Origin of the sequence: Roseateles sp. (genome assembly GCF_047654785.1) — a bacterium.
GTDB lineage: Bacteria > Pseudomonadota > Gammaproteobacteria > Burkholderiales > Burkholderiaceae_C > Pelomonas.
The window spans coordinates 595113-619229 of the sequence record NZ_JASGKQ010000001.1; the positions used below are offsets into that span (position 1 = coordinate 595113).

Consider the following 24117-nt stretch of genomic DNA (forward strand, 5'->3'; position numbering starts at 1 on the left):
CTCGCGTCGGGGCGTTGAAGGTTAGGCCCGCGAAGCGGACGGGCTGCGTGGCGCTCGGGCGATTTGGGCGGTCCATTGATTGAAGGCTTGCGGAGAGAAATGGCGAGCGAGGTAAGGGCGGGCGGCATCGCTGGCGCGCTGCCAGAGGGCGCGGTCGGAGCAAAGGCGCTCAATCGCAGCCACGAACTTCTCGGGCGAGTCGGCGACGCTGACGGCATCGCCCCAACCGGGCGGGAACCCCTCCGCGCCTAGCCGGGTGGTCACGACCGGTAGGCCGCGGCCCAGGGCGTTAAGTATCTTGATCTTGATGCCGGATCCCGACAACAGCGGCGCGACGAAGACGCTGGCCTGTCGGTACAGCGGGGCCAGGTCCGGAACCCGGCCGTGCCAGATCAGCGGCCCCCGCGTCACAGGCTTGATGCCGTCGACGTAGCCTCCTGCGATGTGGCTCTGATACCCGGCGGGCAGTCGGGGCACGATTTCATCCTGGTACCAGCGTGCGCCCTCGGCATTCGGCGCCCAGGACATAGTGCCGACGAACAGCAGGTCATGGCCGAAGCGTCCGAACTCGCCTGCCTCCAGCGGCACATTCGGCAGAAAAATCTCGATGGGGCGCGTGATGCCGCCCAACTTGAGCACTTCGTCCGCATCGGTTCGGGAGATGAAATGGATCTCGTCTGCCTCCTGGCAGATGGCGCGCAAGTACTGGCCCGAGCGACGGGCTTCGATCCCGAGTACCTGCCGCAGCGGAAGCCGGGCTCGCTCGGCGGCGCGGGCATAGATGAGGTGTTCAGCGTTGTGCAGGTGCAGAACGCGCCGGCCGGGCGCCTTCAGGCACTGGGCCGCAGACCACATCAGCCAGTGGTCCACGTAGGTGACGTCGAAGGCAGTGTGCTCGCCGAGTTGTGTGGCCAGGCGCAGGAAGTCGACGTTCCGGTTGCGCCAGACTCCGAACGGGTATGGCGAGGCCATAGACCGGATCCAGCCACCGACGGTGCGCGGAATCACCCGGCCCGCATGCAGGACCGCTCTCAGCCCGAAGCGCTCAGTCTGACGGGCGATCGCCAGCGCGGAGGCCTCGATGGCGAGTACGGTCACATCGAAGTGGCGCGACAAGACCTCCAGGCGCTCGAGCGTCAGGATCAGTCCGCCGGAACTGCCCGTCTCAGGGAGTACCGGCGTGAGGTAAAGCAGGGATGGTTTGGTCGTCATGGTGTGGCCTGCCGGACGGCGCGGCGGAGGCACGAGCTGTGTCGCGATGCAGCGCGGAGCCGAGAAGGATGAACACGAAGGCGTTGCCGGACAGACCGAGCGACGAGGCGGACAGAAAGAAGGACAGCGTCCAGCACACCAGCGCCGCGATGGCTGCGGCGTAGACCGGATCGCGGTGCCGGTGATAGCGCTCGAGCAGCGACACGTACAGACTATTGAGCAGGAAGATGTAGACCAGCGACATTAGGCCGAGCTGCGCGGCGATGTTGCCAAAGCCGCTCTCTGCGCCGATCTCCGCTGTGTCAAGGTCTGAGTCAGCATAGTTGCCCCCGGCGCCCAGGCCCAACCCCAGCCACTTGTTCTGCATGACGATCTCCACCAGCGAGGAGATCCCCTTCAGGTGGGCCAGAGCTCCGGCGTCGATGTTCAGCGCGATCACGCCGGTGCTAATGACGATGCAGGCCACCACAAAACCGAGGAACAGATGCTTGTGCAGCCGGTCCCGCAGCGCGATGGTCGCCAGCGCTAGTGGCACGGACAAGGCGAAGAACTTGGAGATTGTCAGCAGTCCTAGCGAAGCGATCAGCCAGGTCCAGAAACGCTCGCGCGGGCCGCCCATGAAGCTGAAGCACATGCAGGCGACGAAGAACGCCGCCATCGTCGTGGGCTCGAGGTAGAAGGACACCATGCGGCGCACCTCGCCGATCAGCGCGTACAGGTCCCAACTGTAGAAGCGGCCATTCTGGCCGATCGTGGACGTCGAGAACGGGTCCAGACTGAGCGCTTCCCAATAGCCGGTGATACCGACCACGTCGTTCCAGAACACGTCGGGCAGGAAGATTTCAACGACGCCGAAGCCCCAGAGCACGACGAGGATGGGTTTGAGAAACTGGAAGTAGGACTGCTCCGACCGGAAGCCGGTGCCGTATTCGCGGAACACCAGCAACACCAGCAGGAAAGACAGGTGGCGGCGTAGGTTGAAGACGCGGTCGGAAACTGGCGCGTCCGACAGCACGAACCCGACCATGTTGACCACTACGGCCAGGATGATCAGCCAGTCCAGCGGCTCCAGGCGCAGTCGCAACAGCCGGCGGATGAGGCTGGGCATCACCAACAGCACGCCGACCAGCAGCAGCAGGTCTTTCAGCGCCAGCATTTGCTGCGGGAAGGATAGGTCCGCGGCGTAAACGAAGTAACTCGCCAACGTCGCGAAGTTGAGCGCCAGGGTGAACAGGATCGTGTACGCCCGCATGGTCACTGCCTTCGCAATCCAAGACGCTTCAACGCCACAACGCCGTCGCGGTGGGCCATGGCCGATGCCTGGAAGATGGCATGGCGTGCCGCGTCGAGCCTGGGCCGGGCGGTCGAGGCGGCCGAGAAGGCCTCGATGTACTGCGCCCCCACGGTCGCAGGGAAGAATGCCGACATCTTGGCCCGACCCGCGTCACCGACGGCCTCGTAGGCCTCGGGAGATGCCTGCAGCAGGCCGATCAGTCGATCTCCGATGTCCTGACGGGGCAGGGGCAGGCTCGGCTCGAAGAAGCTGATGCCATCGATCTCGTGCGGGAAGCCGAAGGTCTGTGGAAGATCCGCGTACTCGATCGCTGGCAGGGAAGGGACGCCGCAGGCGGACGCCTCCATCATGCTCAGCCCCGAGCCGATGAACGCGAACGCATCGGCGAGAACCTCCGGGATGCGGCGATAGTCAACGCTGCCCATCAATCGGACGTGCCGGCCCAGGTCGAGTTCAGCGATCCTCGCTGTCATGCGGGGCTGCAGCATGCCGGTCCCGTAGACGTCCCAGGACACGTCGTGTCCGAGATCGCGAAGTCGCCAGACCACGTCCAGCATTGTGAGGTTGTATGTCTTGAAGTGATCCAGCCGACCGATCGAGACCAAACGCGGGGGCGCGCCGGCAGCGCGCGGCGCGCGGCGAGGGAACTTCTCGCCGTCCACGATCAGCGGAATGACCGGCGCGTCGGCCATGGCGGGCGTCAGACGGCTGTGCTCGTCGCGGCAGGCATCGTTGCCGAAGATGACGTTGCGCACCGGCATCTTGGCGAACGCTTCGCGGACCAACCGGTTGTGCAGGTTCAACGGCCCCCGGTCCAAACAGTACATCCGCGTCTGATAGGTGCCGGCCATCACGCGATCGGCTTCGAAATCCCCGCGGCTCAGTCCGCGCAGAACCGCGAAGAAGGTGTCGGTGTTGGTGAACAGCATGACGTCGAATCGGCGCACCGGCCTGTCCGCGTGCCGGCGCAGGTCGTGGAAGGCTCCGACGACGGCGCCGAGCGCGCTCAGGTCCGGCAGCAGGGCGTTCGTGCCGTCCGGCTCCAGCAGGAACACGTTGGCGTCGTGGCCCATGCGCTTGAACTGTCCGATCAGCGACAGCAGGAAGGTCTCGACCCCGCCGATGTGGAAATGCTGGTTGACGATGGCGATCTTCATGGCTCGACGGCGTGGTCGGCACCAGCGGCTGCGGCTGCGGCCGCGGGCGCTGGGGTCGGTGCGGGTGCGGGCGGGGAGGCGATCCTGTCGGCCCGGACGAGCAGGGCATAGGTCGCCGCGACCAGCGCGAAGTAGGCGGCGTAGGTCGCGGCGTAGCTCCAGGCCACGCCGGCGGCGCCCAGCGGCACGCCGATCTGTCCGGCGAAGGCCCAGAACAGTGCCGCCTGCGTGAGTTCTGCGGCCATTGACAGCTTGTAGCGTCCGGTGGACAGGAAGGCGTAGGTGATCAGGTAGCTGGTGATCTTGAAGGTGTCTCCGATGAGCTGTGGCACGAACAGCTCGGTGACACCGATGAATTTGACCGAGAACAGCGTCGGCACGATCTGGAAGCGCAGCAGATAGATCGTGCCGCACAGCAGTACCATTCCCGGGACTAGCAGGCGGGCGTGGCGCAGCAGCACCGCCGTCGAAGCGGCGATCGTCGGAAACGCCGCTAGGCGCGGGAAGTAGAAGGCGCTCAGGAACAGCAGCCCGAACTGCAGGTAGGCGTCGGACAGGCGGACCATGGCCTGCCAGATTCCGACCGTGTCCCAGCCGGCCGACGCGGCCAGCGCGTTGCGCACTCCGATGAGCGCCGACGGCATGCCAACCACGGTGATCAGGGACAACAGACTGAAGTGGGCCCAGAAGGCCAGGTCCTTGCGTTCCAGCCTCGGCCGGCCGAGCCAGGCCAGATCGGGCAGGTGGCGGCGCGTGAACGCGTAGAGGAAGCCCCATTGGCTGAGCGCGCCCGCCAGGATGCCGACCAGGGTGCCGACCAACCCGAAGCGCAGGCAGCCCACCGTCACCAGTGCGGCCCCGACCACGCCCGCCGCGAGGCTGGACTTGGCAAACAGGTCCTGGCGGCCCCGGCTGTTGACCAGGGCCGTCAGCGCGGCGATCTGGAACAGCCCGTACTGTCCTACGGCCAGCGCGACCAGCAGCCACACGCCGTGTTCCATCGGCAGCAGCGGCGCCAGCCACTCTTGCCCGGCCACGACGGCCAGCACGATCAGCGCCGTGCACATCAGGCCGTAGCCGTGCGCGGAGCCGAGTTCGCGGCGGATATCGTCCAGCGGCTTGTCCTGCCGGGCCGCCGCCTTGACGATGCCCGACGCGATACCGCCGCCCGCGAGCATGGTCGCGATCAGCAGCAGGTTGTTGAACTGCCCGATGACGCCGGTGCCGCTCAGTCCAAGCGCGACCGCCGTGACCTTGACCGTGTACAGGGCCAACAGCATCCGTGCGGCGGTCGAGGCGGCGAGCAGGGCCGTGGACTTGTAGGCTTTCATGCGATCGGAGCGCATTCTGGGTGGCCGGATGCGCGATCCGGAAAGGTCAGCGGCCTTGCAGCGCCCCGGTGACGGCCTGTGCGACGCGATCGACGTCGGCGTCGCTCAGCTCGTAATACATCGGCAGCCGCACCAGGCAGTTGGCAAAGCGATCGCTGTTGGGCAGCGACCGGCCATCATGCTTCTCTCGGAAGTACGGGCTGTCGTGCAGCGACAGGTAATGGAACACCGCATGGATGCCCTGAGCTTTCAGTGCGGCGATCAGCGCGGTGCGCTGCTCCAGGTCGCGGCACACCAGGTAGAACATGTGTGCATTGTTGGTCGCGTAGTCCGGGACTATCGGCAGCGTGATGCCGTACTCCAGCAGCGTCGGCGCAAACTGGCCCCAGTAGCGCTGCCAGATCGCCTTGCGCCGCGTCTGGATGGTGTCCAGATTCTCCAGTTGCGCGTAAAGGTAGGCCGAGATGATGTCCGAAGGCAGGAAGGACGAGCCGACGTCGACCCAGCCGTACTTGTCGACCTCGCCGCGGAAGAAGGCGCTGCGGTTGGTGCCCTTCTCCCGGATGATCTCCGCGCGGCCGCTGTAACGCGGGTCGTTGATGGCCAGCAGGCCGCCTTCGCCGGCGATGACGTTCTTGGTCTCGTGGAAGGAGAAGGCCGACATCGCGCCTAGGCTGCCCAGCGGGCGGCCCTTGTAGAAGGCGTCAATCGCCTGGGCTGCGTCCTCGATTACGGTCACGCCGTGGCGGTGGGCGATCTCGTTGATGCGGTCCATGTCGCAGGCCACGCCCGCGTAGTGGACGACCACGATCGCGCGGGTGCGCGGCGTGATCAGCGCCTTGAGCTGTTCGGCGTCGATGTTGGGATTGCCCGGCTCGCTGTCGGCGAAGACCAGCTTGGCGCCGCGCAGCACGAAGGCGTTGGCGCTGGAGACGAAGGTGAAAGACGGGACGATGACCTCGTCGCCTTCCTTGATGTCCAGCAGCAGCGCGCACATCTCGAGCGCGTCCGTGCACGACGTGGTCATCAGTGCCTTCGCGAAGCCGTAGCGCTCCTCGAAGAAGGCGTGGCACTTCTTCGTGAACAGACCGTCCCCGGAGATCTTTCCGGAGGCCACCGCCTGCGCGATATACACCAGCTCGCGGCCATGCAGATAGGGCTTGTTGAACGGGATCGTGGTCATGTCAGTACCGCTTGTGGAAGCCGAGGAGAAGCGCGTCGAACTGGAACTCGAAGCGTCGGTATAGGTTGAGGATCGGCACATTGGCGGCCGAGATCAGGGTGTGGGCCTCGCGGATGCCGCGCAGCCGGTTCAGACGCAGCGCCTCGGCCCAGAGCGGGACGCCCAGCAGCGCGTGGCTGCGCTTGACGCCGGTCAGCACCAGGTCGGCCACCGTGTCCGTCGCGCGCTGCACGTGCAGGCCGATCACCTCGCCCTTGAGGCGGTAGGTCAGCACTTCGTGCGTCTGCGTCACCAGGTCGAGCAGCCAGAGCCGGTAGCGCCGCGCGGCGTCCTCCGGCGACACCCACGGGTCCTCGTGGATGCGGCCGTGCTGGAAGTCCGCCGCGAGGATGTCCTGCAGCACCGGGTGGTCGTCCTCGCGCGCGGGCTCGAGCACCGGACCCGGACGGATCAGGCGGTCGAAGGCCTCGGTCGACTGGATGCGGGTGTGGCGGATGCGGTAGCTCGCCTCGGCGAAGTAGAAGCCGGCCTGATGCAGCGTGCGTTTCTCCGACGGGGTCGGCGTGAACCGGCCGTAGGCGAAACGCACGCCTTCCTGCGCGGCCCACTCGTCGAAGCGCGCGAGCAGCGACGCGATCGCGGCGTCGTCCGCCGCAGCCGCATCCAGGCGCGTGATCTCCGCGCAAGGGTGGCCGAAGACGCGCTCGTCCCAGGGGGTGCGGCGGCATTCGAGCACTGCGGCGTCGTGGGTGAAGCTGGGCATGAGGCGGTGGGCGGGGAAGCGTCGGGGATCGGAGATCGGGATTCGGGACCGGGAGCTGCGGGCCGGCCGCTCAATTCGACGGCAGCAGCACGTTGCGGCTGAAGCTGAGGATGAGGTCCTGGCCGTCCCAGATGGGCGCGAAGGACAGCGCCTCGCCGAACTTGGCGAAGCGGTCGACGGCGCGGGCCGGCAGCGCCAGCGCCAGTTCGACGAGTTCCTCGCGCGGGAAGCCGTGCACCGCGAGCGTCTGTTCCTTGTCCGAGAGCTGCGGCGCCAGCGCCGTCAGACGCGGCAGCCGCGTCTCCAGGAAAAGGCCGTTGCCGCAGTGGATGGTCTTGGCGGTCTCGTCGAGCGCGGCCTCCATGCGCAGGCGCATCGGATGCGCGTTGCGGAACTCGCCGGGCACCGCAGGACGCGCCAGTCGCGCGGCGGCGTACTCGAAGCTGGCGGCCACGCGGGCCATGTTCATGGCCTCGGAGTTCTCCGGCTGCCGGCGCGCCAGTTCGGTCTCTAGCGCGGCCCAGAACCGCTCGGCAGCCGCATCGACGCTCGCGTCGTCGCCGACCCAAGCGACCAGGCGCGGCGACGAGCAGGCCTGCTGCGCGAACCAGAAGGCGTCGTTGTAGAAGGCCATCGCCAGCTGCGCCAGCGCCGCGTCGTCCGCCTCGAGCACCGCCGAGGCGCGGATCGCGCAGGCGGAGAAGCGGTCGGGAAAGCAGATCTCGGTGGCCGTGGGGCGCAGCGGAATCGCGCGCAGCGCGCGGACGGTCGCGTCGCCGCCCCAGACCACGCGGATCAGGCAGGACTCGGAGATGGTGCGGGTCAGCTGGTCGTCGTGCGGATAGGTGAGCAGCACGATGCGCTCGCGCACCGGCGCGCCCACGTCCTCCGCCAGCGTCTGGGCCAGCGCCCCGACCAGGAAGTCCTGCGGCGCACTGCCCTTCTGGGAGACGCGCACGAGGTTCACGTTGCCGGCCAGCAGCGACAGCAGCCACGAGTACATGAACACCGAGTCGACGTTGCTCGGCGCCAGGTGGAAGGCCAGGCCGCGGCCAAGCTTCAACTGCTTGGGGGTGTCCAGTTCGTACTTGCCGGCGAGCGTCTGCAGGTTGGCGCCGCGGAACCAGTGGCCCAGCGCGGCGAGTTCCGGATGCTGGCGGATGCCGGCGGACGTCAGCAGCTTCTGCGAGAAGCGGCGCACGAAGGCCACGGCGCGCTCGTCGAACGGGCGCCAGGCCGGCTGCGACCGCAGCGACGCCAGCACCTGGGCGATGGGGGCGCCGCCCTGGGCGCCGAGGATGTACCGGATGCTCATGCCATCACCCGCGTGTCGCTGCAGCCGCGCATCTCGACCTGGGGCAGGCGGCCGCGGACGGAGAAGTAGCTGCCCTGCCGGCCGCAGGAGCAGTCGTCGCGGCCGTGCCGCGTGCCGACATCCTCGGTCAGTAGCGAGTGGCCGGGGTAGCTCAGCGGAATGGCGCTCAGCACCTGGATGACGCCGGGGACGCCGTCGGCCACGGGCTGCAGGGTGAGGGGGTCGCGGATGATCACGTCGGCGTAGGCGGGGCTGTGGAGATGGCCGTGCTCGCATTCCATGAAGATGGAGCCGACCTGCTCGACCATGCCGTAGTAGTTGTGCACGTGATCGATGCGGAACTGCTCATGCAGCCGGGCCTTGAACTCGTCGTTGCCGACCTGCTGATCCAGCAGCCGCTTCCAGCCGCCGCCGTGGATGAGCAGACTGCCCTTGGGGAAGCACAGCTTGACCCCTTGGCGCAGTGCGCTCTGGTACAGGCCTTGCCAGATCACGAAGGTGAATCCGAACAGCAGCACCGGCGTGTCCGCGTGGCGGTCCAGCCAGTCCTGCAGACCGGCGGCGTCCAGCTGCAGCGCATCGTCGAGGCAATGGAAGTGGTCGCGACCGTAGGTCGAGAAACCGAGGATGCCGGCCGCGCGGGCGTTGAAGCGCTTGCGGTCGGACAGCAGGCCGCTCGAGTCGACGATCACCATCGGCCAGCGCTTCTTGCCGAGGAACGAGGCCATGATGGCGCTGAGCACCCGGGTCTGGCGGATCGAGGTCTCGCGGTCTAGGAAGATGCGCGAGACGGCCTGGCCGGTCGTGCCGCTGGAGGTCAGCGTCTTGATGACGTCCTGCTCCGGCACGCTGCGGAGCTCGGCGGTTTTGAACAGGCGCACCGGCAGGTAGGGCACCTGGTCCAGCGCCTGCGCGTCGCCGGCGGGGAACAGCCGTTCCACCATCGCCGCGTACGGCGCGCCGCGCTCGCGGTGCCAGCGGGTGAGGTCGTTCATCGTGGCCAGCAGCGCAAGGCCCTTCACCGCCTCCGGGTAGTCGTAGGGGCGGGAGATGTCGAGCGGGAGCGCAGGGCCCTCGGTCGGGCCGGCGGGGCGCGTGTCGGATGACGTCATTGACTGCTCAGCAACGGGCTGTAGTCCTTCTTGCCGGTCGGCAGGAGGGGCAGATCGTCCACGAGCTTGATCTTGACCATCGAGTGGTGGATCGTGAAATGGCTGCGGAGGTAGGTCCGGGCGGTCTCGATCATCACGGCGCTATCGGACTCGATCCAGACGACCAAGCCATCATCCTTGCCTCCGACCGAAACCGGAGCGTGCAGATACCCCTGCAGAGCCTGCTCGACTTCGTCCAACCCGATGCGATTGCCGCCAATTTTTACGAACCGCTTCAGGCGACCAGTGACATAGAAGAAACCGTCAGCGTCCGCGTGACCGAGGTCGCCCGTCGCGAGGCGGCCGCCAAGCTCGTCGCCGAGGGCCAGATCGGCAGGCCGCTCCGCGTAACCGAGCATTACGTTGGGGCCTTCGTAGATCAATTCGCCGCTGTCAGGTGCGACGCTGAGCGTGCCACCGGGGATCGCGATACCGATCGAGCCGATCTTCTCGCTCAAGCGCTCCGGCGGCACGTAGCTGATGCGAGCGCAGGCTTCTGTCTGGCCGTACATCACGAAGAAACGCAGGCCAATTGCCTCAGCCGCCTCGGCCACCAGACGGGTCATCCGGTCGTCCAGTTTGCCGCCGGCCTGGGTGAGTGTGCGTAGTGACGGTACCGGCTGTTTGAAGAAGCCGGTTCGGAGCAACATTTGATAGACATAGGGCACACCGGCCAGCGAGGTCACACGCTGGACCTGCAGGCGTTGCAGGAATTCGCGGCTGATTACGCGGTCGTTGTTCAGAACCAGTGTGCCGCCGGTCAACAGATGGCTGTTGATGATCGACAGGCCGTATGAGTAGTTCATCGGCAACGACGTGATCGCGCGTTCGTCAGGGGACAGGGCCAGATAGTCGGAGATTGATGCAGCGTTGGCTTGCAGTGCTTCTCGTGACAGCCGAACCAGCCGCGGGCTGCCGGTGCTGCCGGAAGTGCTGAGCAGTAGGCCCAACGCCGGATGCAGCGTCGCGGGCGGCATCGCAGGTAGCGGCAGCGGCCCAGCCAAGCCGTCACGGCCGGTGATCCAGTCAGGACCATAGTGCGCGATGAGCTCTTCGAGTTGGTCCTTAGGCATGTCCGCCGCTAGCAGCAGCGGTACGTGACCTCGCCGCAGGCAGGCCAGCAACAGGGCGATGTCCTCGACGCGGTTGGCACACAGCAAGAAGCCGAAGCTGCGATGGCGAAAACCCGCCAGCCGGTCTTCCAATGTGCGTACGCGCTCAAGCAGCGCCTCGCGGGCGATTGCGGCGCCGTCGGCGTCTATGAGCACTGTGTCCTCCGGCCCGTGGGCAGGTAGCTCCCAGAAGCTCATAGGCTCATCCCGCCGTCGATGCCGATCACTTGACCAGTGATGTAGGTCGCGCGATCAGAGGCCAAGAAGCGGATGAGGTCAGCGACCTCGTTGGCTGCCCCCATGCGACCCATCCGGACGCGGGCGAGGTTCTGGCGATGGACGTCTTCGTGATGTTGACGGTTGAGGGCGGTGTCGATGTAACCGGGTGCGACCGCGTTGACGCGGACCTGCTGTGCCGCCAACTCCTTCGCTGCGGCGAGCGTGGCACCGATCAGGCCAGCCTTGGCAGCGCTGTAGGGCACCTGGCCCTCGAATCCGAAGCGGCCGACGATCGACGTCATGTTGACGATGGCGCCGTGGCCGGCGCGGGTCATCAGCTTCGCTGCGCCCTGCATGTGCAGGATGGCTGCTGCCAGATTGACATCCAGTGTGCGTGACAGTGCTTGCTGCGAGATCATGCCCAATTTGGCCGGCTCCATCACGCCCGCATTGTTGACCAGTACATCCAGCCGCCGAAACTGCTTGAAAACGAGCTGGAAGGCCTTGCCGATGCTGTCTGTGTCGGCCATGTCATAAGCAACGATCAAGGTGTCGGCGTTTGGCGGGAGCGATGCCAGCAGCGCGTCCAGCGACTCCCTGCGGCTTGCATGCAGTACCAATCGGTAGCCATCCTGCGCCAACGCGGTAGCGCAGGCGGCGCCGATGCCGCGGGAGGCTCCGGTGACGAAGGCGACGCGTTCACGCATGGGCGTGCTCAGAGGTACTTGGCCACGATCTGCTTCGCCTTGGCGAAGTTGCTCATGTCGATGACGTCTTCGGCGTCGATCATGATGTCGAACGACTCTTCAATGGCCGCAATCAATGCCATATGAGCGACCGAATCCCAATTCGGAAACTCTGAGTACGTCGTTGTGTCGGTGATCTGGTCCGCCGTTGTGCCAAGCGCCTCGGCAAAGGTCGCGCGAAGTTTATCTTCCATGATTTCTCTATGAATTTATCTTGGGATGCGATCTTGAGAGGTCGTATCACGCTGCGCCGTGTCGAGGCCTGCGGCGTGAAACTGCTACGACGAATAGCATGGAGGCGAATAGCCCAGCGACAGCTCCGCCCATCGCGGTCATGGCGCGCCGCGGTTTGGACTTTCGGTCAGGCACCAAGGCAGGGTCAATAACCTGGATCAATGCGCCTTCCCGGCTTTCATCACTTTTGGCTAGTTCGAACTGCCGGGAAAATATCTCAAAAAGTGCTTCTTCGTACTTGTAGTCACGATATTTCGCGACGTAACCATCCTGCTGCGGTACTTCCCCCCGTTTGGCCGATTCGATCTTGGCGATCTGGTCTCCGAGTGCTGCAAGCGTCGCACGAGATTGTTGAACCTCGAGCGAAGAGTCGGCCAATGTTGAGCGTAGCGTTCGGAGGCGCACCTCAACCGCCGTTTGCTCGGCCTTCAGTCGGGCGTATGACTCTGCGGCTGCCTTCGGTTCGGATTTCAAGTCCCCGGCATTGAAGCCGCTGGATTGGAGCGCCTGCTGCGCAAGTGTGAGGCGGTCGCGAGTTTGCTTGAGTTGGGTTTCGAAGAATGCTCGACGTTGTGCCGCCTCTGATAGAGCCAGATTAGTGGTCATGCGCCGTAGTTCTTCAATATAGAAATTGGCAATGCCTGCGGCACGCTGTGGATCATGATCGTCAACCTCAACGTAGATCATGCCGTCTTTCTTGCCCGCCAGGATGCGTACGTTGTCATTCAGTCGCTGGCGGGCAATCGAGCGCAGCTTGGCATCATAGACATCCATGAGATGAAACTGGTCGATGATGCGGTCGCTAACCGTGACACTGGACATCAGCGAGATGAACTGGTCTGCCGGATTCTTGATGGAGCTCGAATTGCCCGCAAGCGACGCCAGGGCACCAAGGGAGGCAAGCGCTGCAGAGGCGTTGCTTTGCTGCTGAGGTGGCAGAAAGCTGGTCTTCGCCGTGAACGTTGGTGATATCAGGTAAGTGGCGCCCAATGCCAGAGCGCCGGTGAGCATCGTGGAGACGGCAATCGTGCGCCAGTGCTGAACCAGCGGTTCTAACAGTGCGTGGATCTCGTCGTCCTCATGAGAGACGATTGTTGTCGAGCTGTTCAAAATATTTCCCAGTCGTCAGTTCTTGATCGTCTTCAGCGCTGCCGCGCCCAGACCGAATTGATAAAGAATCTGCGTCCAGTCCTTCGCCTCTTGGATGAACGTCGTCTTGTTCATCTCCTCCGGAACGAAGACCGTGTCTCCAGGCAGGGCCGGCAGCGCGGCCATCGTGGAGCCCATGCTGAGCCAGCCGCTGCTGGCCTGCCGTGCGCTGATGACGGTGCCGTTGGCGCGGATGACGAAGGTGCTGCCGGTGTCGGCGCCGCGGGTGGGGCCGCCGGCGAGCTTGAGGATGTCGTCCACCGAACTTCCGTCGCGCAGCAGGTAGCTGCCGCCGTTGAAGACGCTGCCGAACACGCCGACGGTGTTGGGGCGGGCGGGGACGTAGAGGCGGTCGTTTTCCTCGACCGGTAGCGCGGGCAGGTCGCGCGCGCCCTGGTCGAGCTGGAGCACGATGCGGCCCGTGGGGCGCGTGGCGCGCAGGCGGTCGATCAGGCGCGCGTTACCTGCGGCACGCTGGGCCTGGGCGGCGGCCTCGTCGGCGTTCGCGGCGCGTTGCGTGGACGTGCTGCGCGTGAACTCGATCTCCATGTCGCGCAGCGCCCGGTCGTAGTTCTCTTCCTGGGCCTTGCGCACGCTTTCGCGGGAGAAGTCGGTGCCGAACACATAGGCTTTGGACGTGAAGCCGCCGGCGGCCTGGACGGCGTCCTGCAGCGTGCTCGCGGGCGGCAGCACGTAGTCACCCGGCCGGGCGACCTCGCCTTCGACGCGCACGCGCTTGTATTGCTTGTCCTGCGGCAGCACGGCGCTGACGCCGCTGAAGGCGCGCAGCACGTCGCCGTTGACGAGCTTCTGGGCGGCGTCGCCCGGCAGCGCGAGCTGGACGACGCGGCGGTCGTTGCGGTCGCTGAGGCGTTCGAGCGCAAGGCGGCTGGCGTCGGCCACGGCGGTCAGGCCACCGACGGCGGCCAGCGCGTCGGCCACGGTCTCGCGGCCTTTCAGCTCGACGACCGCCGGCTTGTTGACGCTGCCCAGCACGCCCACCTGCGGACCGATGGGGCCGACGTGCAGCACATCGTCCGCCTGCAGCGGCAGGTCGCCCTGCTTGTCGCCGCGCACCAGCAGGTCGTAGAGGTCGAAGTGCCCGACCACCTTGCCGCCGCGGCGCAGTTCGATGCTGCGGAAGCTGCCGGCCGCCGACGGGCCGCCGGCCTGGACCAGGCCGGTCATCACGGTGGCCAGGCTGCTGACGCTGTAAGCGCCCGGCCGAGCGACGAAGCCGGTCACGTAGTAGCGGATGCTGCGCAGCCGGCCCAGCGTGGCGCTGAGCTGGAAGTTGCGGAACACCTGGCCGACGCGGCGCGTCAGCAGGTCGTTCAGGTCGGCCTGTTTGACGCCCGCCACGACGACCGGGCCGACGCGCGGGATGACGATGCGGCCGGCGCGGTCCACGGTCAGCCGCAGGTCGGCATCCACCGAGCCCCACAGCGTGAGCTGGATCTCGTCGCCCAGGCCCACGACGTAGTCCGGCGGCACCTGGCGGTTGGCTTCGACGGCGGCCGAGGCGTTGCGGGTCGGCAGCATCAGGTCGTGGCCCAGGCGCTGCACCGGGATGCCGGCCAGTTCGCTGACATAGGCCTCGAATTCGCTGAGCACCGGCTTGCGGCTGCTGCCGAAGGGGAGGGAGTTGCGCGTCCGTGTTTCCGGGGTGGCTTGCGGATCGGTGGACTGCGGGTCCTGATCGGCCTCGTCGACGGACGCCCCCGTGCGCCTGCTGGCGGCCGTGTTCAGGCGCAGCGGCCCCTGCGGCGTGGCCGCCTGGGCGTCGGTTTCCGTCGTGTTGTCGGTGGCGGCGGATGCCGGCGCCGTGCCGGCGAGCAAAGCCGTGGCCAAGAGGCCGGGGAGGGAATGCCAGCGCAAGGAGTTCACCAGATTGGTTGGTCAGGCGGGCGTTGCGGCCGTCGGCGGGCAACTGCCTCGTTGAAATGGAGGCGGATTCTAGTGGCCGCGCCATCGCCGGCCGCGCCGGGGGCGCTCGGTAAACTCGCGCCGATGCTCTATCTTCTCCTGCCATTCTTCGTGGCCGCCGTGGTGACCTTGCTGGTGATCCATTCCGCCAGGAGCCATGCGCACCTGTCCGCCGACGCGGACTTGTCCGGCCCGCAGAAATTCCACGCGACGCCGGTGCCGCGGATCGGCGGCGTGGGCATGTTCGTCGGACTGGCCTGCTGCGTGGGCGTCGTCGCCTTCGCCAGGCATCCGACCTGGACCCTGGGGGCGCTGCTGCTGGTCTGCGGCTTGCCGGCCTTCCTGGCGGGGCTGGTCGAGGACCTGACCAAGAAGGTGTCGCCCGGCAAGCGCCTGCTGGCGACGGCCGCGTCGGCGGCGCTGGGCATCTGGCTGGTGGGCGCCACCATCACGAAGACCGACATCCCGGGCCTGGACTGGTTCGTCTCGACCGCCATCGGCGCCTGGATGGCCACGGTCTTCACCGTGGCCGGCGTGGCCAACTCGGTGAACATCATCGATGGCTTCAACGGCCTGTCGTCCATGTGCGTGAGCCTGATGCTGCTGGTGTTCGCCTACGTGGCCTACCAGGTCGGCGACACCCCGCTGGCGCTGTGGGCGCTGGCGGGCGTGGGGGCGACGCTGGGCTTCTTCGTCTGGAACTACCCGGGCGGGCTGATCTTCCTGGGCGACGGCGGCGCCTATTTCCTGGGCTTCTACCTGGCCGAGATCGGCATCCTGCTGATCGCCCGCAACCCCGAGGTGTCGCCGCTGTTCCCGCTGATGGTCTGCATCTATCCGGTGTTCGAGACGGTGTTCTCCATCTACCGGCGCAAGGTCGTCCGCGCGGTGCCGCACGACCAGCCGGACGGCATCCACCTGCACTCGCTGATCTACCGCCGCCTGATGCGCTGGGCCATCGGCGCCCGCGACGCGCGCGCGCTGACCCGCCGCAACTCCTTGACCGCACCCTACCTGTGGATGCTGTGCGTGACCTCGCTGGTGCCCGCGCTGATGTTCTGGGACTCCACGGCGCTGATCGCCGCCTGCATGCTGCTGTTCGGCACCACCTACGTCGCGCTGTACCGCCGCATCGTCCGGTTCAAGACGCCGAAATGGCTGGTCGTGACGCGCTGAAACCCGCCAAAGTGCCGGCCGGCGATAATCGCCGGCTATGAGCGAACACGCTTCCCAGCCAGACGCCGCCGCCGCGGCCCCTGCCGAGCCGGCGCCGCCGGCCCGTTTCGACACCCTGCCCCTCGACCCCAAGCTGCTTCGCGCGGTGGCCGATTCCGGCTACCTGACGATGACGCCCATCCAGGCCAAGGCGATCCCCATCGTGCTGGAAGGCCGTGATGTGATGGGCGCCGCGCAGACCGGCACGGGCAAGACGGCGGCCTTCTCCATCCCGCTGCTGCAGCGCATGCTCAAGCACGAGAACCCCAGCGTCTCGCCCGCCCGCCACCCGGTGCGCGCGCTGGTGCTGGCGCCGACGCGCGAACTGGCCGACCAGGTCGCCGACAACGTCAAGAAGTACGCCAAGCACACGCAGCTGCGCTCCGCCGTCGTCTTCGGCGGCGTCGACATGAAGCCGCAGACCGCCGCGCTCAAGGCCGGCGTCGAGGTGCTGATCGCCACGCCCGGCCGGCTGCTGGACCACATCGAGGCCAAGAACTGCGTGCTCAACCAGGTCGAGTACGTGGTGCTCGACGAGGCCGACCGCATGCTGGACATCGGCTTCCTGCCCGACCTGCAGCGCATCCTCAGCTACCTGCCCAAGGTGCGGCAGACGCTGCTGTTCTCGGCCACCTTCTCGCCCGAGATCAAGCGCCTGGCGCAGAGCTATCTGCAGGAGCCCCTGCTCGTCGAGACCGCGCGGCCCAACCAGACCGCCTCGACCGTCGAGCAGCGCTTCATCAGCGCGACCGACGACGACAAGCGCGCCATCATCCGGCAGATCCTGAAGGATCGCGCCATCCGCCAGGCCATCGTGTTCGGCAACTCCAAGCTGGGCGTGGCGCGCCTGGCGCGCTCGTTCGAGCGCGACGGCCTGCGCACCGCGGCGCTGCACGGCGACAAGTCCCAGGACGAGCGGCTGAAGTCGCTGGACGCCTTCAAGCGCGGCGAGGTGGACCTGCTGGTGGCCACCGACGTGGCCGCCCGCGGCCTGGACATCGCCGACCTGCCGGCCGTCTTCAACTTCGACGTGCCGTTCAACGCCGAGGACTACGTCCACCGCATCGGCCGCACCGGCCGCGCGGGTGCTTCGGGCCTGGCCGTCACGCTGGTGACCAAGTCCGACGCCCGGCTGGTGGCGGACATCGAGAAGCTGATCAAGCGCAAGATCGACCTGGATGCGTTCGAGCTGCAGGACAGCCGCCCGCCGCGCTTCGAGCGCCGCCGCGCCGACGGCGATGAACCGGCCGACCGGCCCGCGCCGCGCGCCGCCTTCCGGCCGCCCGCGCCGCCCAAGGATCCGTTCTTCGACAAGCCCTATGAAGCCAGCAGCGGCGACGAGCCGCCGGCCTGGGAGAAGGCCCGGGCCGCGTCGCCCGTCAAGGGCTTGTCGAGCTACATCAAGCCCAAGCGGCAGGTCGCCGCGCTGTTCGGCGCCAAGAAGCCCGCGCCGGCCGAGTCCTAGGCCAGCAGCGAGAACACCGCCGGCACCCGGTCGGGCAGGGCGGGGCCGCTGCGCCGCCAGTCCGCCACCGTGGCGGTGCGCGTCCATCCGCCCGGCAGCGTCAGGCCGACGCTGATCGACAGCCGCGTGCCGGGCTTCAGCGCCGCCAGCAGCGCCTGGCGCAAGGCCTCGTTGCGGTAGGGCGTCTCGATCAGCAACTGCGTCTGCTGCGCCCGGGCCGACAGCGCTTCCAGTTCCCGGATGCGCGCGGCGCGCGCCGCGGCGTCCACCGGCAGGTAGCCGACGAAGGCGAAGCTCTGGCCGTTCAGCCCGCTGGCGGCCAGCGCCAGCAGCAGCGAGCTGGGGCCGGACAGCGGCAGCACCGCGACGCCGGCCTCGTGCGCCAGCGCCACCAGCCGCGCGCCCGGGTCGGCGACGGCCGGCAGGCCGGCCTCGGACACCAGCCCCAGGTCGTGGCCCGCGAGCGCGGGCGCCAGCAGCGCGCGCCAGGCGGCCGCGTCGTCGCCGGCCGGCCGGCCGCCCTTGGGCGGGCGGGGCAGTTCGGCGATCTGCACGGCCTGCAGCGGCTGCGCCAGCGGCGCGACGGCATCGACGCGCTTCAGCAGCGCCCGCGTCGTCTTCGCGTTCTCCGCGGCCCAGTGGCCCAGCCGGGCGGCCTGCTCGATGACGCGCTGGGGCAGCACCTCGCGCAGGTCCAGCGCATCGTCCACGCCGAAGTCCAGCGTGTTGGGCATCAGGATCAGGCGGCCCGGGGCCATCACGCCAGCGGCTCCAGGCCGGCACGGCGCAGCAGCGCGCAGGTGCGGATCAGCGGCAGGCCGACCAGCGCCGTCGGGTCGTCGGATTCCACCGCCTCCAGCAGCGCCACGCCCAGGCTCTCGACCTTGGCGCTGCCGGCGCAGTCATAGGGCTGGTCGGCGCGCAGGTAGGCGTCGATGGCGGCGGCGGACAGGTCGCGGAAGCGCACGCGCACCTCCGCGCGCTCGATGGCGGCCAGCCCCGGCGCGACGACGGCGACCGCGGTCTGGAACACGACCACGCGCCCGCTCATGCGCCGCAGCTGCGCGGCCGCCGCCTCGTGGTGGCCAGGCTTGCCGATGGCCTCGCCGTCCAGGTCGGCCACCTGGTCCGAGCCGATCACCACGGCCCCCGCGTGCCGCGCCGCGACGGCGCGCGCCTTCGCCAGCGCCAGCCGTTCGGCCAGGGCGGCCGGGGCCTCGCCTGGCAGCCGGGCCTCGTCGACCTCGGGCGCCACGGCCTCGAACGGCAGGCGCAGCCGGCCCAGCAGTTCCTGGCGGTAGCGGGAGGTGGAAGCGAGGATCAGCGGCGGCATCGCGGCATTCTCGCCCGCCTAAACTCGCGGCCATGAAATCGCGTGCCTTTGTTCCCGAGAAGCTCGACCTCGCGGCCTTCGCGCAGGACGGCGCCAGCCTGGCGGGCGAGTGGCCCGCCGCGACGCTGCAGCGGCTGGCCGAAGCGGCCGCGCCCGAGGCGCCGGCCAGCGGCTGGCCGGCGCTGACCTGGCGGCTGCACGGCGAGATCCGCCAGCCCAAGGCGGCGGCCGCGCAGACCTGGCTGCACCTGGCCGCCTCGGCCCGCGTGGCGCTGACCTGCCAGCGCTGCCTGAAGCCGGTGCATGAGGCCCTCGACATCGACCGCTGGATCCGCTTCGTCGGCACCGAGGCCGAGGCCGAGGCGCTGGACATCGACAGCGACGACGACGTGCTGGCCCTGCCGCGCCATCTCGATGCCCGCGAGCTGATCGAGGACGAGCTGCTGCTGGCGCTGCCGCTGGTGCCGCGCCACGAGGCCTGCCCGGAACCGCTGCCGCAGCCCGGTGGCGGCAGCGCCGGTGATGCACCCGATGAGGCCGATGAGCGGCCCCACCCCTTCGCCGCGCTGGCCGCCCTGAAGCGGCGCGACAACTGACGCGGCGCGCATGCTCGCCGCGCGCCCGGCCAGCCTGTGTTGTCGGCGGGCTTGGCGGTGTGGGTGTTCGGTGCTACACTCGTCGGCTTTTCTGCGGCCTGGAGTTCGAGCCTTGATCTCACTCCCCGGGGTCGCAACCCCAACCCGGCACACCGTTGCCGCAGAATTCGGAGAATCTCATGGCCGTTCAGCAAAACAAGAAGTCGCCCTCCAAGCGTGGCATGCACCGCTCGCACAACGCACTGGTCACCCCGGGCACGGCCATCGAGCCGACGACCGGCGAAGTCCATCTGCGCCACCACATCAGCCCCAACGGCTTCTACCGTGGCCGCAAGGTGCTGAAGAGCAAGGCCGACGCGGCCTGATGGTGCCCGGTGCCGCCAGGCGCGGCGCCGAACTGTCGATGAACCTGCCGACCCGGCCTGCGTACCGCGCAGTGCCGGGTTTGGTCTTTGTGGCCGACCCGAACCACTGAAATGACCAGTCCTGCCCCCCTGCCCGAACCGATACGCCTGGCCGTCGACTGCATGGGGGGCGACCACGGCCCTTCGGTCACGCTGCCGGCCTGCCGCGCGTTCCTCGACCGGCACCCCGGCGCCGAGCTGCTGCTGGTCGGCCAGCCCGAGGCGCTGGCCGCCGCGGCGGCCTGGCCGCGCTGCCGCGTCGTGGCCGCCAGCGAGGTCGTCACGATGGACGACGCCATCGAGGTGGCGCTGCGCCGCAAGCGCGACTCGTCGATGCGCGTCGCCCTCCAGCAGCTCAAGGCCGACCGCGACGGCAACCCGCCACAGGCGCATGCCTGCGTGTCGGCCGGCAACACCGGCGCGCTGATGGCCGTGGCCCGCTACCTGCTGAAGACGCTGGACGGCATCGACCGCCCAGCCATCGCCACCGTCATGCCCAACCAGCGCGGCCGCTTCACGACCGTGCTGGACCTGGGCGCCAACGTGGACTGCACGGCCGAGCACCTGCTGCAGTTCGCCGTGATGGGCAGCGCGCTGGTGTCCGCCGTCGAAGGCGACGAGAACCCCAGCGTCGGCCTGCTCAACATCGGCGAGGAGGTCATCAAGGGCAGCGAGATGATCAAGCGCGCCGGCGAGTTGCTGCGCGCGGCCGGCAGCGCCGGGCGGCTGAACTTCTTCGGCAACGTCGAGGGCAACGACATCTACAAGGGCACGACGGACATCGTCGTCTGCGACGGCTTCGTCGGCAACGTCATGCTCAAGACTTCCGAGGGCATGGCGACCATGATCGGCGCCTTCATCAAGGAGGAGTTCGGCCGCAACCTGCTGACCAAGGCGGCGGCCGTGGTGGCGCTGCCGGTGCTGAAGGCGTTCAAGCACCGCGTGGACCACCGCCGCTTCAACGGCGCCGCGCTGCTGGGCCTGCGCGGGCTGGTGTTCAAGAGCCATGGCTCGGCCGATGCGTTCGCCTTCGAGCAGGCGCTGGCGCGCGCTTATGATGCCGCCCGCAACCGGCTGCTTGACCGGGTCCACGACCGCATCGTCGCCACGCTGCAAGCCGAGGCGGGCGATGCAGGAGACAACGCGGCGAACACCGTCGCGCAGGCCGCATGAGCCCCACAGGAACCTTGACCCCCCGCTACTCCCGCATCCTCGGCACCGGCAGCCACCTGCCCGGCGACCGGGTGAGCAACCAGGATCTCGCCGCCCGCCTCGCGGCCGATGGCGTCGAAACCTCCGACGCGTGGATCGTCGAGCGCACCGGCATCCGCGCGCGCCATTTCGCCGCGCCGGACCAGGCCGCCAGCGACCTGGCCTTCCCCGCCGCGCAGGCCGCGCTGGCCGCGGCCGGCGTCCAGGCCGACGAGCTGGACCTCATCATCGTCGCCACGTCCACGCCGGACATGGTGTTCCCGTCCACCGCCTGCCTGCTGCAGCGGAAGCTGGGCGCGTTCGGCTGCGCGGCATTCGACGTGCAGGCCGTCTGCTCCGGCTTCGTCTACGCGCTCAGCGTGGCCGACGCGATGATCAAGGCCGGCAGCGCGAGCAAGGCGCTGGTGGTCGGCGCCGAGGTGTTCTCGCGCATCCTCGATTTCAAGGACCGCACCACCTGCGTGCTGTTCGGCGACGGTGCCGGCGCCGTCGTGCTGGGCGCGAGCAGCGAGCCCGGCATCCTCGCCACCGAACTGCACGCCGATGCACGCCACGTCGACATCCTCTGCACGCCCGGCACCGTGTCCGGCGGCCAGGTCGTCGGCTCGCCGCTGCTGCGCATGGACGGCCAGGCCGTCTTCAAGCTCGCCGTCGGCGTGCTGGAGAAGGTGGCCCGCGCGGTGCTCGACAAGGCCGGCCTGACCGATGCCGACATCGACTGGCTGATCCCGCACCAGGCCAACATCCGCATCATGCAGGGTACGGCCCGCAAGCTGAAGATGGACCTCGCCAAGCTCATCGTCACCGTCGACGAGCATGGCAACACCTCGGCCGCGTCCGTGCCTCTGGCGCTGGATGCCGCCGTGCGCAGCGGCCGCGTGAAACGCGGCGACACCGTGATGCTGGAGGGCGTGGGCGGCGGCTTCACCTGGGGCGCGGCCCTGCTGAAGTACTAGCCTGCTCCGGCATTCCCCGATCTGGAACCGAACCTATGACTGCACCGTTCGCCGTTGTCTTCCCCGGCCAGGGCTCGCAGGCCGTCGGCATGCTCGACGCCTGGGGCGACCACCCGGAAGTCCGCCTCACGCTGGAGGAGGCCTCTGCCGCCCTCGGCGAGGACGTGGGCGCGCTGATCCACGCCGGCCCGAAGGACCAGCTCGACCTGACCACCAACACCCAGCCCGTCATGCTGACGGCCGGCATCGCCTGCTGGCGCGCCTTCGTCGCCGAGACCGGCGTGGTGCCCGTCGCTGCGGCGGGTCATTCGCTGGGCGAGTACACGGCGCTGGTCGCCGCGGGTGCGCTGAGCCTGGCCGACGCGCTGCCGCTGGTGCGCTTCCGCGCGCAGGCGATGCAGGAGGCCGTGCCGGTCGGCGCGGGCGCGATGTATGCCATCCTGGGCCTGGACGGCGACGCCGTGCGCGCCGGCTGCGCGCAGGCGGCCGCCGAGACCGGCGAGGCCATCGAGGCCGTCAACTTCAACGACCCGAAGCAGACGGTGATCGCCGGCAGCAAGGCCGGCGCCGAGAAGGCCGCCGAGCTGCTGAAGGCCGCGGGCGCCAAGCGCGCGCTGCCGCTGCCGGTGTCCGCGCCCTTCCACTCCAGCCTGATGAAGCCGGCCGCCGAGCGGCTGAAGGAACGGCTGGCGACGGTGCAGTTCCAGCCCGCCGCCTTCCCGGTCGTCAACAACATCGACGTGGCCGTCGCCGGCAGTGCCGACGCGCTGCGCGACGCGCTGTACCGCCAGGCCTTCGGCCCGGTGCGCTGGGTCGAGGTCGTGCAGGCCCTGAAGGCGCGTGGCGTGAACCACCTCGTCGAAGCCGGCCCCGGCAAGGTGCTGACCGGCATGGCCAAGCGCATCGACGCCGAACTGCAGGCCGCCTGCGTGTTCGACCCCGCCTCGCTCGCCGAGGCCCGCAACCTGCTCGGAGGCGGCTGAATGAGTGCGGCATCCAAGGGCGTCGCCCTCGTCACCGGCGCCAGCCGCGGCATCGGCCGCGCCATCGCGCTGATGCTGGCCACGGAAGGCTGGCGCGTCATCGGCACGGCCACCACCGAGGCGGGTGCCATCGCCATCACCGAGGCGCTGGCGGCCCATGGCGGCCGCGGCATCGCGCTGGACGTGACCGACGGCGCCGCCGCCCAGGCCGCGGTGGATGACATCGTCGCCAAGGAAGGCGGCCTGCACCTGCTCGTCAACAACGCCGGCATCACGCGCGACACGCTGTCCATGCGCATGAAGGACGAGGACTGGGACGCGGTGATGGACACCAACCTGAAGGCCGTCTTCCGCCTCGCCCGCGCGGCCACCAAGCCGATGATGAAGCAGCGCGCGGGCCGCATCGTCAACATCACGTCCGTCGTCGGCGCCTCCGGCAATGCCGGCCAGGCCAACTACGCGGCCGCCAAGGCCGGCGTCGCCGGCCTGACGCGCGCGCTGGCGCGCGAGCTGGGCAGCCGCGGCATCACGGTCAACTGCATCGCGCCGGGCTTCATCGCCACCGACATGACCGAGGTGCTGCCCGAGGCCCAGAAGGCCGCGCTGCTGGCGCAGATCCCGCTGGGCCGCCTGGGCGCGCCGGAGGAAATCGCGGCGGCCGTCGCCTTCCTGGCCTCGCCCGGCGGCGCCTACATCACGGGCACCGAGCTGCACGTCAACGGCGGCATGTACATGGCCTGAAAAGGCACGGGCGCCGCTGGTTAGGGGCGCCCATCTAGAGCCCGTAGAATGCCGGGCTGTTTTCTGCAAACCCCTCCTGGAGGAGTCATGAGCGATATCGAAGCACGAGTCAAGAAAATCATCGCCGAGCAACTCGGCGTGGCGGAAGCCGACGTCACGAACGAAAAGGCTTTCGTCGCCGACCTGGGCGCCGATTCTCTGGACACCGTGGAACTGGTGATGGCCCTCGAAGACGAGTTCGGCATCGAGATCCCGGACGAAGAGGCCGAGAAGATCACCACCGTGCAGCTGGCGATCGACTACGCCGTCAAGCACCAGAAGGCCTGACCCCCTTTCTTCGCCGCATGAGCCTCGCCACCGTTTCCCTGAGCCAGCGGGCCGAGCGCCGGGCCGCTCCCAAGCCGGCCCGCATCCCCTCGG

Annotated in this window: 24 protein-coding genes; 9 read left to right on the forward strand and 15 right to left on the reverse strand. The window is 68.3% G+C overall.

Translation table 11 applies throughout. The features are described 5' to 3' along the window. Window positions 1-21: 21 nt before the first annotated feature. From QM788_RS02740 to QM788_RS02800, 13 genes are all read right to left on the reverse strand, one after another. On the reverse strand, window positions 22-1212 hold the full coding sequence (locus QM788_RS02740) for a glycosyltransferase family 4 protein (protein WP_415659928.1): 1191 nt from the start codon (window positions 1210-1212) through the stop codon (window positions 22-24). Then, window positions 1166-2464, reverse strand: coding sequence for a hypothetical protein (locus QM788_RS02745; protein WP_415659929.1), 1299 nt, complete (start codon window positions 2462-2464; stop codon window positions 1166-1168). The genes QM788_RS02740 and QM788_RS02745 overlap by 47 nt, the downstream gene beginning before the upstream one ends. A gap of 2 nt (window positions 2465-2466) precedes the next feature. After that, the gene (locus QM788_RS02750; RefSeq protein ID WP_415659930.1) at window positions 2467-3663 is read right to left on the reverse strand and encodes a glycosyltransferase family 4 protein; all 1197 of its coding nucleotides are present in this window, start codon (window positions 3661-3663) and stop codon (window positions 2467-2469) included. Next, a complete protein-coding gene (locus QM788_RS02755; protein WP_415659931.1) occupies window positions 3660-4994 on the reverse strand; it encodes a hypothetical protein in 1335 nt (444 codons plus the stop codon). The genes QM788_RS02750 and QM788_RS02755 overlap by 4 nt, the downstream gene beginning before the upstream one ends. Window positions 4995-5040: 46 nt before the next feature. Then, window positions 5041-6177 (reverse strand): dTDP-4-amino-4,6-dideoxygalactose transaminase, encoded by a 1137-nt coding sequence (gene rffA, locus QM788_RS02760; protein WP_415659932.1) that lies wholly within the window; start codon window positions 6175-6177, stop codon window positions 5041-5043. A gap of 1 nt (window position 6178) precedes the next feature. Further along, complete coding sequence (locus QM788_RS02765; protein WP_415659933.1) at window positions 6179-6940, reverse strand: hypothetical protein; 762 nt, start codon at window positions 6938-6940, stop codon at window positions 6179-6181. A 70-nt stretch (window positions 6941-7010) separates the two neighbouring features. Beyond that, complete coding sequence (locus QM788_RS02770) at window positions 7011-8255, reverse strand: acyl-CoA reductase (protein ID WP_415659934.1); 1245 nt, start codon at window positions 8253-8255, stop codon at window positions 7011-7013. After that, entirely contained in the window at window positions 8252-9367 is a 1116-nt protein-coding gene (locus tag QM788_RS02775; protein WP_415659935.1) for an acyl-protein synthetase, read from the reverse strand. Before QM788_RS02775 ends, QM788_RS02770 begins: the two co-directional genes overlap by 4 nt. Continuing rightward, window positions 9364-10716: an AMP-binding protein gene (locus QM788_RS02780; protein WP_415659936.1), complete on the reverse strand. Its 1353-nt coding sequence runs from the start codon at window positions 10714-10716 to the stop codon at window positions 9364-9366. The genes QM788_RS02775 and QM788_RS02780 overlap by 4 nt, the downstream gene beginning before the upstream one ends. Then, window positions 10713-11444, reverse strand: a complete 732-nt coding sequence (locus QM788_RS02785; RefSeq protein WP_415659937.1) for an SDR family NAD(P)-dependent oxidoreductase — start codon at window positions 11442-11444, stop codon at window positions 10713-10715. The genes QM788_RS02780 and QM788_RS02785 overlap by 4 nt, the downstream gene beginning before the upstream one ends. Window positions 11445-11452: 8 nt before the next feature. Beyond that, complete coding sequence (locus QM788_RS02790; RefSeq protein WP_415659938.1) at window positions 11453-11677, reverse strand: acyl carrier protein; 225 nt, start codon at window positions 11675-11677, stop codon at window positions 11453-11455. A 46-nt stretch (window positions 11678-11723) separates the two neighbouring features. Continuing rightward, the gene (locus QM788_RS02795; RefSeq protein WP_415659939.1) at window positions 11724-12827 is read right to left on the reverse strand and encodes a GumC family protein; all 1104 of its coding nucleotides are present in this window, start codon (window positions 12825-12827) and stop codon (window positions 11724-11726) included. Between the two features lie 15 nt (window positions 12828-12842). Then, complete coding sequence (locus QM788_RS02800) at window positions 12843-14717, reverse strand: SLBB domain-containing protein (RefSeq protein WP_415659940.1); 1875 nt, start codon at window positions 14715-14717, stop codon at window positions 12843-12845. A gap of 159 nt (window positions 14718-14876) precedes the next feature. Here QM788_RS02800 and QM788_RS02805 point away from each other — a divergent pair, with 159 nt between their 5' ends. Further along, window positions 14877-15968, forward strand: coding sequence for an MraY family glycosyltransferase (locus tag QM788_RS02805; RefSeq protein ID WP_415659941.1), 1092 nt, complete (start codon window positions 14877-14879; stop codon window positions 15966-15968). A gap of 37 nt (window positions 15969-16005) precedes the next feature. Then, window positions 16006-17472: a DEAD/DEAH box helicase gene (locus tag QM788_RS02810; protein ID WP_415659942.1), complete on the forward strand. Its 1467-nt coding sequence runs from the start codon at window positions 16006-16008 to the stop codon at window positions 17470-17472. Here QM788_RS02810 and QM788_RS02815 read toward each other — a convergent pair. Both QM788_RS02815 and QM788_RS02820 read right to left on the reverse strand, forming a co-directional pair. Then, complete coding sequence (locus tag QM788_RS02815) at window positions 17469-18230, reverse strand: SAM-dependent methyltransferase (RefSeq protein WP_415659943.1); 762 nt, start codon at window positions 18228-18230, stop codon at window positions 17469-17471. The genes QM788_RS02810 and QM788_RS02815 overlap by 4 nt on opposite strands. After that, window positions 18230-18805, reverse strand: a complete 576-nt coding sequence (locus tag QM788_RS02820) for a Maf family nucleotide pyrophosphatase (RefSeq protein ID WP_415659944.1) — start codon at window positions 18803-18805, stop codon at window positions 18230-18232. Before QM788_RS02820 ends, QM788_RS02815 begins: the two co-directional genes overlap by 1 nt. Before the next feature lie 32 nt (window positions 18806-18837). On the opposite strand from QM788_RS02820, the gene QM788_RS02825 reads away from it, so the two are divergent. From QM788_RS02825 to acpP, 7 genes are all read left to right on the forward strand, one after another. Beyond that, the gene (locus tag QM788_RS02825) at window positions 18838-19401 is read left to right on the forward strand and encodes a YceD family protein (protein ID WP_415659945.1); all 564 of its coding nucleotides are present in this window, start codon (window positions 18838-18840) and stop codon (window positions 19399-19401) included. 179 nt (window positions 19402-19580) lie between these two features. Continuing rightward, a complete protein-coding gene (gene rpmF, locus QM788_RS02830; protein ID WP_415654522.1) occupies window positions 19581-19766 on the forward strand; it encodes a 50S ribosomal protein L32 in 186 nt (61 codons plus the stop codon). A 111-nt stretch (window positions 19767-19877) separates the two neighbouring features. Then, the gene (gene plsX, locus QM788_RS02835; protein WP_415659946.1) at window positions 19878-20978 is read left to right on the forward strand and encodes a phosphate acyltransferase PlsX; all 1101 of its coding nucleotides are present in this window, start codon (window positions 19878-19880) and stop codon (window positions 20976-20978) included. Between the two features lie 14 nt (window positions 20979-20992). Further along, a complete protein-coding gene (locus tag QM788_RS02840; RefSeq protein WP_415659947.1) occupies window positions 20993-21973 on the forward strand; it encodes a beta-ketoacyl-ACP synthase III in 981 nt (326 codons plus the stop codon). A gap of 35 nt (window positions 21974-22008) precedes the next feature. Next, complete coding sequence (gene fabD / locus QM788_RS02845; protein WP_415659948.1) at window positions 22009-22956, forward strand: ACP S-malonyltransferase; 948 nt, start codon at window positions 22009-22011, stop codon at window positions 22954-22956. Beyond that, on the forward strand, window positions 22957-23697 hold the full coding sequence (gene fabG / locus QM788_RS02850; RefSeq protein WP_415659949.1) for a 3-oxoacyl-ACP reductase FabG: 741 nt from the start codon (window positions 22957-22959) through the stop codon (window positions 23695-23697). An 87-nt stretch (window positions 23698-23784) separates the two neighbouring features. Next, window positions 23785-24024 carry an acyl carrier protein gene (gene acpP / locus QM788_RS02855; RefSeq protein ID WP_056204266.1) on the forward strand — a complete coding sequence of 80 codons (240 nt, stop codon included), beginning with the start codon at window positions 23785-23787 and terminating at the stop codon, window positions 24022-24024. Window positions 24025-24117: the final 93 nt, after the last annotated feature.